The organism is Methylicorpusculum oleiharenae, assembly GCF_009828925.2.
Lineage (GTDB): Bacteria > Pseudomonadota > Gammaproteobacteria > Methylococcales > Methylomonadaceae > Methylicorpusculum > Methylicorpusculum oleiharenae.
Genome location: NZ_WUTY02000002.1, coordinates 433335 through 449136, shown reverse-complemented (window position 1 = coordinate 449136; position 15802 = coordinate 433335). Strand labels below are relative to the sequence as shown.

The window sequence follows — 15802 nt, the reverse complement described above, 5'->3', positions numbered from 1 at the left end:
ATAGATTTGTTTAATGGAAAACCTACTCGCCAATTTTAATGACCTGAGCATCCAGCAACGCAAAGCCCTGATCGTGCTGTTGAAACGCCGCGGCATAGACGTTGCGCAATTGCCGATTACCGGCGTCAAGCGCGATGCCCCGCTACCGCTGTCCTACGGGCAGCAGCGGCTATGGTTTCTGGCGCAGTTGGAACCGGATAGCAGCGCCTACCACATAGCCGATGCGGTCTGGCTGAACGGCACGTTGGATGCGGCTGCGTTACAGCGCAGTGTCGATAAATTAGTGGCGAGGCACGAAAGCCTCAGAACCACGTTCCGCAACGTCGGCGGTAAGGCGCTACAAGTCGTCCATGAACAGTTGCCGGTGACGGTGGTTTGGCTGGATTACAGCGCGGCGATCGGCGATGAAGCCTCGGTCAGAACCAAGCTTGAGGGTATCGAGCGGCAACTCTTCGATTTGGAAAACGGTCCATTATTGCGGGTCAGCGTGCTGAAGCTGGCCGCCGACCGCCATGTACTATCGATTGCGCTACATCACATTGTTGCCGATGAGTGGTCGCTGGCTATCGTCATTAGCGAATTCGCCGAAATCTATCGCGCCTACTGCGAGGGAAGGGAGCCGCAATTGCCCGGATTGGTGATCGGTTACGCCGATTTCGCGGTCTGGCAGCGGCATTGGCTGGAAGCAGGCGAAATGGAACGGCAGCTGAAATATTGGACGGAAAAACTGGCCGGCGAGCATGCCGCGCTGGAATTGCCGTTCGACAAACCCAGGCCGCCACAGCCGAGCGACCATGGCGCCAAGCTGGAATTCCCGTTGCCCGATGCGTTGAGCGCCGCGCTACGCCAATATAGTCTGGAGCAAGGTGCAACCCTCTTCATGGGCTTGCTGGCCCTGTTCAAAATGCTGCTGTACCGTTACAGCGGCCAGCGAGCGATTCGCGTCGGCGTGCCGGTTGCCAATCGCAATCGCCGCGAGACCGAGCATCTGGTCGGTTTTTTCGTCAATACTCAGGTGTTACAGACCGAACTGCATGGTGGCTTGAGTTTCCGCCAAGTGCTGGATAGGGTCAAGGACACCGCGTTGGGCGCGCAGGCGCATCCCGATTTACCGTTCGAGCAATTGGTTGAAGCGCTTAGCCCTGAAAGGAGTTTGAACCGCAATCCGCTGTTTCAGGTGATGTACAACCATCAGTATCAACAGGCGGAGATCGCCGAAGCCCTGGGCTTGCTTAATATCGCGCCGTTTGCCCGCGACAGTCACACCACCCAATTCGAATTGATATTGGATACCTTCGAAATTGGCAAAGACGGCATCGTTCTCCTTTGGACCTATGCCAGTGATTTATTTGATCATTCGACGATAGAGCGAATGGCTCGGCATTTTTGCCGGTTGGCCGAAGCCGCGTTGGCTGCACCCGAGACGGCCTTACTGGACTTGCCGCTGCTCGATCCGCTTGAATGGACTTGTTCAAGCGCTAACGAAGCCAAACCTTGTGAATGGCTTGCATTGGCCGAAGCCATTCGCGCTAAGGCGCAAGCCCACCCCGACGCCGAAGCCCTGGTTTGTGCCGGGCAGGTGCTGAGCTATGCCGACTTGCAAAGCCAGGCCAACCGGCTGGCGCACCATTTGTTGGCGTCCGGCGTGAAAGCGGGCGACGTGGTGGGCTTGTGCCTGCCGCGCTCGGCGGACATGATCGTCGCCAGTCTGGCAGTTTGGCAATGCGGCGCGGCGTTTCTGCCCTTGGACCCGGATTATCCTACGGAACGCTTGCGTTATTTGCTGGCCGATGCCGGTGTCGGCTGTCTGTTAAGCCATAGTGAAGGACCATCAATCACGCGCACGCCCGCGTCGATCATGACGCTTGAGCTGGACCGGCTGGATTTGTCCGCCTACCCCGACACGCCGCCGGCGCTCGCGACGCATCCCGAGCAAACCGCTTATTTGATCTATACCTCCGGCTCCACCGGCCAGCCTAAAGGCGTGGCGGTCAGCCACGGCGCGCTGGCCCGGCATTGCCAGGCCATGGCCGAGGTGTATGCCATGCAAGCCGGCGATGTCTGCCTGCATTTCGCCTCGTTCAGCTTTGACGCGGCGATTGAACAATGGGCGGTGCCGCTGGCGTGCGGCGCCAAAGTGGTCGTCAGCGACCAGTCCCTGTGGAGCGTCGAGCAAACCCTGGCGGCGATCGAAAGCCATGGCATCACCCGCATCGACTTGCCGCCGGCCTATCTGAGCGAACTGGCTCGGCACATCCAGCTGCCTGAACAAGCCCCCGACCTGACCAGTTGTACGGTCGGCGGCGAAGCGCTGCCTCGAGACAGCCTGGCCTTGATTCAAAGCCGCTTGCAGCCTCAACGCCTGCTCAACGCCTACGGCCCCACCGAAACCGTCATCACGCCGCTGGTCTGGGAAGCCGCCGTCGATTGCGACAGCGCCTATGCCCCCATCGGCAGCGTTATCGGTGATCGCAGCGCCTACATCCTTGATACCGACCTCAACCCCGTCCCCATCGGCGTGGCCGGCGAACTTTACATCGGCGGGCCCGGCCTGGCCCAAGGCTACTTGCACAAGCCGGGGTTGAGCGCCGAGCGCTTCATTCCCGATCCGTTCAGCAGCCAGGCCGGCTCTCGGCTGTACCGTACCGGCGACCGGGTCAGACGCCGGGCCGATGGGGTCATCGACTACCTGGGGCGGCTGGATCAACAAATCAAGCTGCGCGGCTACCGCATCGAACTGGGCGAAATCGAAGCCGCCTTGCTGGCGCAAGCCGGCATAGACGAAGCTGTAGTTATCGCCTCCGAAAACGGCCAATTGCTGGCCTATGTCGGGGCCGGTTCCGTAGGGGCTGAAGGCAACGAAACTCAACGTGCCGAAAGCCTGCGCCAAGCCTTGCAAACCCGCTTGCCGGATTACATGCTGCCGAGCCATATCCTGGTCTTGCCGCAACTGCCGAAATTGCCCAGCGGCAAGCTGGATCGCCAATCCCTGCCGGCGCCGGAACGCATCGCCCGCACCCGCACCGCGCCGCGCAATGCCGTCGAACACCAGCTGGCAACGATTTGGCGGGAAGTGCTGGGCTTGGAGGACATCGGCGTCGAGGATAATTTCTTCGCGTTGGGGGGCGATTCGATTATTTCCCTGCAAGTGGTTAGCCGCGCCCGCCAAGTCGGGCTGGCGTTGTCGCCCAAGGATATTTTTAGCCATCAAACCGTCACCGCGCTGGCGGGGTTGGCGGCAAAGCTGACACCGATACAAGCAGATGCCTCCATTGCCGCCGTTATTAACGGGCGTGACTTGCCGTTGACGCCGATTCAAGCCGAATTTTTTGCTGCCGAGATTCCTCAGCGCCAACACTGGAACCAATCGGTATTGCTGCAAACCGAACAAGCCCTGGATGCCCAGGCCCTGAATCTGGCGTTGCGGCATTTGCTGCAACATCACGATGCGCTACGTTTGCGTTTTTGCCGGAACGGGCAGTGGCGGCAGTACTATGCCGAAGCGGAGGAGGAACAAGACATCTTGTGGCTGCGCCAAGCCGCCGATGCCGAACAGATCGCCGCGATTGCGCAGCAGGCGCAACGCAGCCTGGATTTACAAGGTGGACCGTTGCTGCGTGCGGCGTATATCGAAGTGCCCGACGGTAGTTACCGATTGCTGCTGGTGGTACATCATTTAGTGGTGGATGGAGTGTCATGGCGGATCGTACTGGAGGATTTACAGGTTTTGTACCGGCAAATTGCCAACGCGGAAATCCCGCAATTACCGGCCAAAACCGCGTCATTTCAAGCCTGGGCGGAAGCGCTTGCTCGCCGTGCCGGAAAGATTTCGGATCAGCTTGATTTTTGGCGGCAACAGCTGGCGGCAATCCACGAATTGCCATCCGAATTCGGGGCTACCGATGCGACGGCGGCGGACGCGGAAACCGTGACGCTGCAACTCGATCCAGCCTCGACCCGGCGCTTGCTGCAGGATGCGCCGGCTGCTTACCGCACCCGTATCGATGAATTGTTGCTAACCGCCTTGGCGAGGGTGTTGTGCCGCTGGAGCGGCAACCCGGCATTGACTGTTGATCTGGAAGGCCACGGCCGCGAAGAGTTCGATCATGCGCCGGACATCAGCCGCTGCGTCGGCTGGTTCACCAGCGTTTATCCGGTGAAATTAAGCCCCGCCGCCTATCTGGCCGAATCGATCAAAACCGTCAAGGAGCAATTACGGTGCATTCCGGATCGCGGTCTGGGTTACGGCTTGTTGAAATATCTGGCCGACGAAGCGGTTCGCGCCGAGTTGCAGGCCTTGCCCAACCCCGCGGTGTGCTTCAATTATCTGGGGCAGTTCGACGCCAGTTTCACCGATGCCGGTTTGTTCCGGCCCGCCGGCGAGTCGCGCGGCGACGAACGCGACAGTGCTGCACCGTTGGACTATGCATTGGAAATCAACGGCCAGATTTACGACGGCCGCTTGACGATGAACTGGACCTATAACTGCAAGCAGTTCAGCGCGACAAGCGTGGATTGGCTGGCTGCCGAATATAATCAAGAACTGACGGCGTTGATCGAACATTGCAGTCAAGGACCGCTGGCGGTTACGCCTAGCGATGTTCCGCTGGCCGGCCTGACGCAGGCGCAGTTGGACCAATTGCCGATAGAGATCGGTAATTTGCAGGATATTTATCCTTTGACGCCGATGCAGCAGGGCATGTTGTTTCATAGCCTGTATGAAGCCGATGCAGCCAGCTATGTCAGTCGTTTCGATGTACGCCTGAGCGGACTCGATGCCGTCCGCTGCGCCGCTGCCTGGCAGTCGATGGTGGAGCGCCATCCGATTTTACGCACCGGTTTTGTCTCCCAAGGCGATTGGCCAGGCCCGCTGCAAATCGTGCATAAACGTGTGGCATTGCCGTTGCGGGAACGCGATTGGCGCGGTAGGGACGATGCCGAATCAGCCTTACAAAGGCTGATTGCCGAATTGCAAAGCCAAGGATTGCAAACCGTAACCCCGCCGTTGTTCAAACTGGAATTGGTCAGACTGGACGAAGACATTTATCACCTAATCTGGCTCAGTCATCATTTGCTGCTGGATGGATGGAGTAGCGCGCGGCTGTTGGGGGAAGTGCTGGCCCATTATCGCGGCGTCACGCTGCCAACGCTGGTGGCCGGGTTCCGCGATTATGTCGCCTGGCTGCAAGCTTGCGACGGCCAAGCCGCCGAAGGCTATTGGCGGCGACAACTCGGTCTGCTGGAAGAACCTACCCGACTGGCCGAAGGGCTGGTCGCTGGTGTCAGGGAAAGCGGTCACGGCCTGTTGCCGCTGCTGATCGACGGCGACGAATTCGCGAAATTACGTCAAATCGCCCAGGCCGACAAATTGACCGTGAATACCTTGGTGCAGGCCGCCTGGACCTTGTTGCTGCAGCGCTATACAGGCAGCGAGGCGGTAGCCTTCGGCGTCACCGTGTCCGGCCGGCCTGCTGATTTGCCGGGCGCCGAGGATATGATCGGTTTGTTCATCAACACTCTGCCCATCATTCAGGCGCCGCGCGCCGACAGTCGAATTGGCGACTGGCTACAGGGCTTGCAGCAGGATAACCTCAACTTGCGCGAGCACGAAGCCACGCCGCTGGCCGACATCCAGCGTTGGTGGGGCAAGACGGGCAAAGCTTTGTTCGATAGCCTGTTGGTGTTCGAGAACTATCCGCTGTCGGAAGCGTTGCGCCAACGGGCCGACGACGGTTTGCGGATCAGCGGCGGCGAGCATAGCGAAACCACGAATTATCCGCTGACGCTGGCGGTGCAAAGTGGCGATACGTTGCGGGTCGTGTTTGATTACGACCGGCAATTTTTCAGCGCCGAAGCGGTAGCCGGCCTGGCCGAGCACTTTAGATTGCTGTTAAACCGGTTGGCCGCGCAAGCCGACGAACGCATCGGTCAATTGCAATGCCTGACCGCCGCCGAACAAGCGCAACTGGCTGCCTGGAACATCTGGCCCAAGACCTACGACCCGCGCCCCCCGGTGCATGAGCTGATCCAGCGCCAGGCCGAACGGCAACCGCACGCCGTGGCCTTGATCTGCGGCGAACAGCGCTTGAGTTATCAAGATTTGGAACAACAGGCCAACCGACTGGCGCACCGATTGATCGAATGGGGCGTCCAAGCCGAAAGCCGGGTGGCCCTGCTGCTGCCGCGCGGCCTGGATGCCATCGTCGCCATGCTGGCCGTCTTGAAAGCCGGCGGCGCCTACCTGCCGCTGGACCCCGAACAACCGGGCGAACGCCTGGCCGAATTGATGGCCGATGCCGGCGTGACGCTGGCGATCTCGCTATCTTCGTTGGCGATGGCGCCATCAGGCGCGAGCGATGGGCTTCGCTCGCGCTCAGCCCAGCCTACACGTTCGGCTGAGGCGGTTGCCGCCTGTGTTTGGCTCAATCTTGACGAAACCGAGCTGAGCGATTATGCCGCCAGCGCACCAGCCGTGACCCTCCACCCCGAACAACTGGCCTACCTGATCCTCACCTCCGGTTCCACCGGCCAACCCAAAAGCGTCGCCGTCGCCCACGGTGCCTTGAGCCGCCACATTCAGGCCGCCGGTGAACTCTACGCCTACACCCGTCACGATCGCGCGCTGCACTTTGCCGCCTTCACCTTCGATGCCGCCATGGAACAATGGCTGGCGCCGCTGTGCCACGGCGCGGGCGTCGTGTTGGGTTTTGGCGACTGGACCGGCGACGACACCGCCGCCGCGCTCGCGGCTCACGACATCAGCGTCATCTACCCACCGACCAGCCATCTGCTACACCTGGCCGACGCGCTCGCCGTGCGTCCGCACCCGTTCAAGCTGCGTATTGCCTGCGTCGGCGGCGAAGCCGTTTCCGCCGCCGCCCTGCACAAAGTCCGTAGCGTGCTGCGGCCCGAACGCATCATCAACGGCTACGGCCCCACCGAAACCCTCATCACCCCGTTGGCCTGGCAAGCCGACGACAACGACTGGAGCGGCTACGCCCCGATCGGCCAGGCCGTCGGCGAACGCACGCTGTATGTATTGGACCGGGATTTGAACCCACTACCGCCGGGTGCCATTGGCGAACTGTACATCGGCGGCCCCTGTCTGGCCCGTGGCTACCATCAGCGTCCCGGTCTGAGCGCCGAACGCTTCCTCCCCGATCCCTTCGCCGCCGACGGCAGCCGGCTGTATCGTACCGGCGACCGGGTCCGCTTCCGCGCCGACGGCAGCGTTGACTACCTCGGCCGCGCCGACCAACAGATCAAGCTGCGCGGCTACCGCATCGAACCCGGCGAAATCGAAGCCGCCTTGCGGCAACTGCCCGGCATCGGCGATGCCTACGTCATGCTGAGAGACGACCACGGCCGCCGCTACCTGGCCGCCTATCTGGAGCAAAACGCCACCGAAGCGACCGAACAAAACCCCAAAGTGGCCGATGATCGCTCTACAGATCCCGCAACACCCAGCCTAAGTCCGGCCGTCATCCAAACCGAACTTAGCCAACGCCTGCCGGACTACATGGTACCGGCCAAAATCGTCCTGCTGGATCGCCTGCCGCGCACCGCCCACGGCAAAGTCGACCGTCGTCGTCTGCCCGTGCCCGACTTCAGCGAAACCAGCGCCCCGCAAGCGCCGACTACTGCCAGCGAGCGCCTGCTGCTACAGCTCTGGCAAGACCTGCTTGGCCGGCAAAGCCTCGGCATTCGCGACAACTTCTTCGAACTGGGTGGCGACTCCATCATCTCCATCCAGCTGGTCAGCCGTGCCCGTGCCCAAGGCTTGCAATTCACCCCCAAAGACCTGTTCCAGCACCAGACCATCGAAAGCCTGGCCCGCGTCGCCGTGCACGCCGACCGCCAAACCGCCGCGATAGACGCCGCCGCGCAACAGCCTGCCAGCGGCAACGCCCCGCTATTACCGATCCAGCACACCTTTTTCGCGCAAAACCTGCCTAACCCGCACCACTGGAACCAATCCCTCTTGCTGCAAACCCGGCAAGCGCTCGATCTCGACCACCTGCAACAAGCCCTGGAGCAACTGATCGCCCACCACGACAGCCTGCGCCTGCGCTACCGGCAGCAAGACAGCCAATGGCTACAATACTACCAGCCCGCCGAGCAAGCACAGGCGATGGAAACCAGCCATACCTTCCAAACAAGTCACGACGGAATGGCGGCCAGCGTGCTCGACCGCCATTCCGTGGTCACGGTAGACGGCATCAGCGGCATCGCCCAACAAGCCCAACGCCGCCTCAACCTACAACACGGCCCCTTGTTCAAAGCCGTGCACATCCCGGTAGACGACGGCAGCGAACGCCTGCTGCTGATCGGCCATCACCTGATCGTCGACGCCGTCTCCTGGCGCATCCTGCTGGAAGATCTGCAAAGCCTCTACCAGCAACGGCAACAAGGCCAAACCCCGCGCCTGCCGGCCAAAACCGCCAGCTACCAAGCCTGGAGCGGCGCACTGCAACGTTATGCCGAAAGCCAACACCTGCAAGCCCAACGCGGCTACTGGCAAGCACAAACCGCAAGCCCAGGCCGAATCCAAGCAGCCCCCTGGCCCTACGACCATCCGCAAGGCCGCGCGCAAAGCCGCGACCGGGTCAGCCAAAGCCTGACTCTGGACAGCGCCCGCACCCGGCAGCTGCTACACGACGCCAACGGCGCCTACCGCACCCGCATCCAGGAACTGCTGCTGGCCGCCCTGGCCCGCACCCTTAGCGAATGGACCGGGCACGCCGACATCGGCATCGAACTCGAAGGCCACGGCCGCGAAGCCGACGCCGTGATCCAGACCACACAAGGCATCAACGCCAATCACCATAACAGCAATAACAGCGCCCTCGACCTCAGCCGCAGCATCGGCTGGTTCACCAGTCTGTACCCGGTCAAACTCAGCGTAGGCCGGGACTGGGCCGAAACCGTCAAAACCGTCAAGGAACAACTGCGTAGCGTCCCGTCCAATGGCATCGGCTATGGCGTATTGCGCTACCTGAGCGATCAATCCGGCAACCACGAACAAGTTGCTGTCGAAGACCAACGTCACGACAAACCCAAAGTCACCTTCAACTACCTGGGTCAACTCGACACCAGCTTCGATGCCGCAGCGCTCCTGCGCCCGGCCGCCGAAAACAGCGGCGACGAACGCGACCCCGAAGCGCCGCTGGGCAACGAATTGGAAATCAACGGCGAAATCTACCAAGGCCAACTACGGCTGCAGTGGAGTTACAGCGGCCAGCGCTACCAAGCACGCACCATTGCCACGCTATTGCAACGTTATCAGACCCACCTGGATCAGCTGCTCGACCACTGCCTCGAAGCCGAGACTCACCTGACCCCCAGCGACGTGCCGCTGGCCCAGGTTACTCAAGCCCAGCTCGACGCCCTGCCGGTCGAACACCGCCAAATCGAAGACCTGTACCCCCTGTCGCCCATGCAACAGGGCATCTTGTTTCATGCTTTGTGCGAGCCGGAAGCTAATTTATATGTCACGCAAATGGCAGTCGATCTGCAAGGTCTGGATGCAAACCGATTTGTGGATGCCTGGCGGACGGTGCTGCGCCGCCATTCGATTTTGCATAGCGGTTTTGTCTGGCAGGGTGACTTGCCGGTGCCGTTGCAAGCGGTATTCAGGGACGTTGAATTGCCGGTGAAGCTGCATGATTGGCGGCAACGAACCGTCGATGACGCTGCGTTGACCGAGTTGGCAAAAACCGATTATGAACGCGGTTTCGATTTACACCAGGCACCGTTGCTGCGCTTGACGTTGGTCAGCCTCGCCGGCGGCATGACGCATTTGATCTGGACCTGTCATCATTTACTGCTGGACGGTTGGAGCACCTCGTTGCTGCTGGGCGAAGTGATGGAGATTTACGCCGACGCGCCATCGCGTACCAGCCCAGGCAGCTACCGGGATTACATCGCTTGGCTGCAACGTCAGGATAGTGCCGGCGGCGAAGCGTTCTGGCGGCGTCAACTCGCCGGCGTCAATGCGCCGTGCTTGTTGGCGGCGACCGTCAACAAGCCGCAAGATTCGGGCAACGGTTATTGGACTTGCCAATTGAATGCCGCCGAGACTCAACATTTGCAGACTGCCGCGCAACAGCAGCGCATCACCTTGAACACGCTGCTGCAAGGCGCCTGGGCTTTGCTGCTGAGACATTACACAGGCCAAAGCCGCGTTGTTTTCGGCGCGACAGTGGCCGGGCGGCCTGGCGATTTACCGGGAGCGGAAACCATACTGGGTTTGTTCATCAATACCTTGCCGGTGGCGATAGAGATTTCGCCGTCCATGCCGTTAGCCGAGTGGCTGCGCGGCTTGCAAGCCGATAATTTGAGATTGCGCGAATTCGAATACCTGCCGCTTTACGATATTCAGCGTTGGGCCGGCGTCGGCGGCGATTTGTTCGATACCTTGCTGGTGTTCGAGAATTACCCGGTCGATGAGGCATTGCAGCTGTCCGGCAGCGGCTTGAGTATCGGCAATGTCAATCAGCACGACGTCACCAATTATCCATTAACGGTGGATGTTGCGGTTGGGACGATGCTGGAGATCGGTTTCGATTATGCCCGTTCACATTTTGGTGAGGAAGACATTCGCCGCATCGGCGATTGTCTAAGGACCTTATTACTGGCCATTGGTCAACACGCCGAGGAGGCAATTGGCAGCATAGGGTATGGGGCTTTCGACGGGGCGCAAACCCATCCAATCACCGCAAAGCGGTTGGATGAACGTCTGTTACTTCAAACCATGAGCCATCAAGCCGCTACCCACCCCGACACCGAAGCCCTGGTTTGTGCCGGGCAGGTGCTGAGCTATGCCGACTTGCAAAGCCACAGCCAGCAGCTGGCGCACCATTTGTTGGCGTCCGGCGTGAAAGCGGGCGACGTGGTGGGCTTGTGCCTGCCGCGCTCGGCGGACATGATCGTCGCCAGTCTGGCAGTTTGGCAATGCGGCGCGGCGTTTCTGCCCTTGGACCCGGATTATCCTACGGAACGCTTGCGTTATTTGCTGGCCGATGCCGGTGTCGGCTGTCTGTTAAGCCATAGTGAAGGACCATCAATCACGCGCACGCCCGCGTCGATCATGACGCTTGAGCTGGACCGGCTGGATTTGTCCGCCTACCCCGACACGCCGCCGGCGCTCGCGACGCATCCCGAGCAAACCGCTTATTTGATCTATACCTCCGGCTCCACCGGCCAGCCTAAAGGCGTGGCGGTCAGCCACGGCGCGCTGGCCCGGCATTGCCAGGCCATGGCCGAGGTGTATGCCATGCAAGCCGGCGATGTCTGCCTGCATTTCGCCTCGTTCAGCTTTGACGCGGCGATTGAACAATGGGCGGTGCCGCTGGCGTGCGGCGCCAAAGTGGTCGTCAGCGACCAGTCCCTGTGGAGCGTCGAGCAAACCCTGGCGGCGATCGAAAGCCATGGCATCACCCGCATCGACTTGCCGCCGGCCTATCTGAGCGAACTGGCTCGGCACATCCAGCTGCCTGAACAAGCCCCCGACCTGACCAGTTGTACGGTCGGCGGCGAAGCGCTGCCTCGAGACAGCCTGGCCTTGATTCAAAGCCGCTTGCAGCCTCAACGCCTGCTCAACGCCTACGGCCCCACCGAAACCGTCATCACGCCGCTGGTCTGGGAAGCCGCCGTCGATTGCGACAGCGCCTATGCCCCCATCGGCAGCGTTATCGGTGATCGCAGCGCCTACATCCTTGATACCGACCTCAACCCCGTCCCCATCGGCGTGGCCGGCGAACTTTACATCGGCGGGCCCGGCCTGGCCCAAGGCTACTTGCACAAGCCGGGGTTGAGCGCCGAGCGCTTCATTCCCGATCCGTTCAGCAGCCAGGCCGGCTCTCGGCTGTACCGTACCGGCGACCGGGTCAGACGCCGGGCCGATGGGGTCATCGACTACCTGGGGCGGCTGGATCAACAAATCAAGCTGCGCGGCTACCGCATCGAACTGGGCGAAATCGAAGCCGCCTTGCTGGCGCAAGCCGGCATAGACGAAGCTGTAGTTATCGCCTCCGAAAACGGCCAATTGCTGGCCTATGTCGGGGCCGGTTCCGTAGGGGCTGAAGGCAACGAAACTCAACGTGCCGAAAGCCTGCGCCAAGCCTTGCAAACCCGCTTGCCGGATTACATGCTGCCGAGCCATATCCTGGTCTTGCCGCAACTGCCGAAATTGCCCAGCGGCAAGCTGGATCGCCAATCCCTGCCGGCGCCGGAACGCATCGCCCGCACCCGCACCGCGCCGCGCAATGCCGTCGAACACCAGCTGGCAACGATTTGGCGGGAAGTGCTGGGCTTGGAGGACATCGGCGTCGAGGATAATTTCTTTGAGTTGGGGGGGCACTCTTTGAGCGCACTGCGGCTGGTGTCGCTGATCAACAGGCGGCTGGACTGGAATCTTTCGCTCAGCCAATTACTGCAACGACCGACCATTGCCGCGTTGGCCGCGCAAGCCAACACCGGCCAATTGTCGCCCTTGGTGGCTTTGAATCGTGCCGATGGCGATAAACCGCCGCTATTTTGCCTGCATCCGGCCGGCGGTACGGTGTTCGGCTATTACCCGCTGGCCCGAGTGCTGGCGGATCAACGACCGGTGTATGGTTTGCTGTGCCGTAGTTTTCTGGACCCCGATTGGAAAGATGAGTCGATAGCGGCGATGGCAGCGGATTATGCCCAGGCAGTGATGCAACAGCAGCCGCACGGTCCGATTCATCTGTTGGGCTGGTCCTTGGGCGGTGCTTTGGCGTTGAGTATGGCGAGCGTATTGGAACAAGCCGGCCGAGAAGTGGCGTTTTTAGCTTTGGCGGATAGTTATGTGCCCGGCTTCGATAGCAATGACAACGAAGCGGATGCCGACGATAATGCCAGCCAGAGGGAACTATTGCATGACATTGCGCTCGAGTGGGCGGATTTCGATCTTGATAGCCTGGCGAATCTCAGTGAAGCGGATGAAGCTCGGCATCCGGCCGCGGCATGGTTAAAATTGCTGGATGTGAATAATGGACTGACGATTATGCAGCGATTGAGCCAATTGAGTGAAAGTTACCGGATGGAACCCATAAGGGTAGGCCTGCATTGCTGGTGGTCGGATGAGGCCGGCGAAGCTTCGGAATTCGCCCAGGATATGCTGGAACAAGCCTGTGGCAGCCGTGTGCTGTGGTCGGCACGGGTGCCGGCCGATCACGCTAATATCGTCAAGCATGATGACTTTATCGCCGATGTAGTAAATCGATTGAATGCCGATGCCGCGTCGTAACGGTTGTTGGCTATGCCTGGCGTTGTTGTGTCTGCCGGCCTGTACCACGGTGCCGGAACGCGATGCCATTCGCGAAACCGGCCCGTTGCCGACTGCCTGGACGGCGCTACCGGTTAGCGTTGCACAAGGCCAGGTCAGCGCCTGGCTTGCCAGCTTTAACGACGACGATGTCAAAAGTCTGGTGTTGACGGCCCTGGAAGGAAACAACGACCTGAAAGCAACGGCGACGAGGGTCGAGCAAGCCCGTGCGCAAGCGCGCATAGCAGGCGCGCCCGCCAGACCGCAACTGGAGTTGGCGCCAGGTTTTGAACACGCTGACGCCGGGCGCGATGCGAAAAACTCGATAAGTACCGGTAGCCGCTGGTCGGTGCCGTTCAATCTGAGTTGGGAACTGGATGTCTGGGGGCGGATCAACGATGCGCGGCAGGCAGCGGTTCTGGAAGCCGATGCGGTAGAAGCCGATTTGCAGGGGGCGGTGTTATCGTTGGCGGCGCGTACCGCGCAAAGCTGCTTCGAGCTGGCTGAAGCCCGGCAACGGGTGACAGTGGTGCAAGCTTCCATCGACGAGCGTAGTGCCTTGGTCGAATTGCTGCAGGGCCGTTTCAACCTGGGTTTGGCTCAGGGACTGGATTTGAGTCTGGCGTTGACCGACCTCAGCGATGCCAAGGCCGAGCTGAAAGAGGCGGGTAACCGGGTACAACAGGCGCAACGCCGTCTTGAAGTGTTGTTGGGACAGTATCCGGGGGGCCGTGTCGAGCGTTGTCGGCGCTTGCCGGATTTACCGGCCGCGTTACCGGCGGGCTTGCCGTCAGAGTTGCTGGCGCGCCGGCCCGATGTGTCGGCAGCATTCATACGTTTGCGCTCGCAAGACCAGCGCCTTAGCAGCGCGCGTAAGGCCTTGTTGCCGCGGGTTACTCTGGTGGCCAGCGGCGGCAGCCTGGGAAACACCTTATCCGATCTCACCGATCCGCGTTCCGCGGCCTGGAATCTGGCGCTCGGTTTGGCTCAACCTTTGTATGTCGGCGATCGCTTGCAGGCCGACATCGATTTCCAGGCCGCGCAAAGCCGGGAAACCTTGCATCGTTACCGGGAAACCGTGCTGAACGCGTTTCGCGAAGTGGAACAAAGTCTGGCGGCCGAGGACTGGCTGATTGGCCGCGAACAAGCGTTGGCGGCCACCGCAAAACAAACCGAGACCAGCCGTGCGCTGGCAATTTACGCTTATCGAAACGGCTCCGTGGATATTTTGACCTTACTGGATAGTTACCGCAGCACCCTGATTGCACGCACCGCGCTGTTGGATGCACGCTTGCAGCTGTTGAACAATCGGCTGGATTTGTACCTGGCCCTGGGAGGCGGGGTATGAGTTTGATGTCCGGCAATACCCTGAAAATAGTGCTGCCCGCGTTGGTCTTGTTGGCCGGCGCTGGAGGAACCCTGCTACTGGCTAGCGGTGGCAAACCCGAAGCGCAGGCGGCAAACATACAGCCGCCAACCGTCAAAACCTTGATCGCGCAACCGCAACGCTTGCACTTGCCGGTGCAAAGCCAAGGCATATTGCTGCCGGTGCGCGAGATCGATTTGACCGCTCAAGTGCAAGGCAGAATCGTGACTGTGCATGACAGTTTTGTGGTCGGCGGCCGGTTCAAGGCCGGTGAGGTGTTGGTGTCGGTGGAGACGGCCGAATACGATCTGTCGATTGTCAGAAGCGAAACCCGGTTGGCGGAAGCCAGGCGCGCGCTGGCCGAAGAACAGGCGGCGGCTATTCAGGCGCAACGGGAATGGCGAGTGCTGGGCGAGGGCTCGCCGACCCCGCTCTCCCTGCACGAACCGCAGTTACAGGAAGCCAAGGCCAAATTGAAACAAGCCGAGGCCGAGCTGGCGGACGCCAAATTACAGCGCAGCCGTTGCGAGATACGCGCACCGTTCAACGGGCGAGTCAAGGAAAAATCGACCGGGGTTGGACAGACAGCGGAAATCGGCAAGCCGTTGGCGCGAATCTATGCCGACGATGCAGCCGAGATACGCTTGCCGTTGAGCCCGGCGCAGATCGGCTATTTGTCGGTGCCCGAGATTCGTAACGGCAAGACCATTGGCGCCAAAGTGATGCTGATGACCGAACGCGGGACCGAACAGGTGCAACGGCAGGCCATGATCGTTCGCCGCGAGGGTGTCGTCGATCAGGGTACCGGGCTGGAATATTGGGTGGCCCGCCTCGAATATCCGGAGCGGGAACCGGCCTTGTTGCCGGGCAGTTTTTTAACCGCCGAAATCGAGGGCCGTGAGCTGGAGGGTGTATTCGAACTGCCGCGCACTGCCTTGAACGCCGCCCAGGAAGCCTTGCTGGTCGACGCCGATAACAAGCTGCGAATCAAACGCTTACAGGTGCTGCGCAGCGATCCCGAGCGTGTGTTGGTCGGTGGCGGCTTGCAGGCAGGGGACCGGGTGATCGTATCCGGTATCGATGTGCCGGTGGCCGGTATGCCGGTGGTCGTTGAACCGGTCGGCGACAGCCTGTAACGCGGAGCC

3 protein-coding genes are annotated in these 15802 nt (G+C 60.8%); all 3 read left to right on the top strand.

The annotated features are described in order from the left end of the window. Window positions 1-13 precede the first annotated feature (13 nt). The 3 genes from GO003_RS25350 to GO003_RS25340 are packed head-to-tail and all read left to right on the top strand — an operon-like array spanning window position 14 to window position 15793. Window positions 14-13273 carry a non-ribosomal peptide synthetase gene (locus GO003_RS25350; RefSeq protein WP_231089286.1) on the top strand — a complete coding sequence of 4420 codons (13260 nt, stop codon included), beginning with the start codon at window positions 14-16 and terminating at the stop codon, window positions 13271-13273. Continuing rightward, on the top strand, window positions 13260-14639 hold the full coding sequence (locus tag GO003_RS25345) for an efflux transporter outer membrane subunit (RefSeq protein WP_164505731.1): 1380 nt from the start codon (window positions 13260-13262) through the stop codon (window positions 14637-14639). Before GO003_RS25350 ends, GO003_RS25345 begins: the two co-directional genes overlap by 14 nt. Next, on the top strand, window positions 14636-15793 hold the full coding sequence (locus GO003_RS25340) for an efflux RND transporter periplasmic adaptor subunit (RefSeq protein ID WP_231089285.1): 1158 nt from the start codon (window positions 14636-14638) through the stop codon (window positions 15791-15793). Before GO003_RS25345 ends, GO003_RS25340 begins: the two co-directional genes overlap by 4 nt. The last annotated feature ends 9 nt before the right edge of the window (window positions 15794-15802 follow it).

Bases quoted from the DNA above. Each gene is read 5' to 3' on its own strand.
- GO003_RS25350 (WP_231089286.1), top strand. From the start codon at position 14: ATGGAAAACCTACTCGCCAATTTTAATGACCTGAGCATCCAGCAACGC.
- GO003_RS25340 (WP_231089285.1), top strand. From the start codon at position 14,636: ATGAGTTTGATGTCCGGCAATACCCTGAAAATAGTGCTGCCCGCGTTG.
- GO003_RS25345 (WP_164505731.1), top strand. From the start codon at position 13,260: ATGCCGCGTCGTAACGGTTGTTGGCTATGCCTGGCGTTGTTGTGTCTG.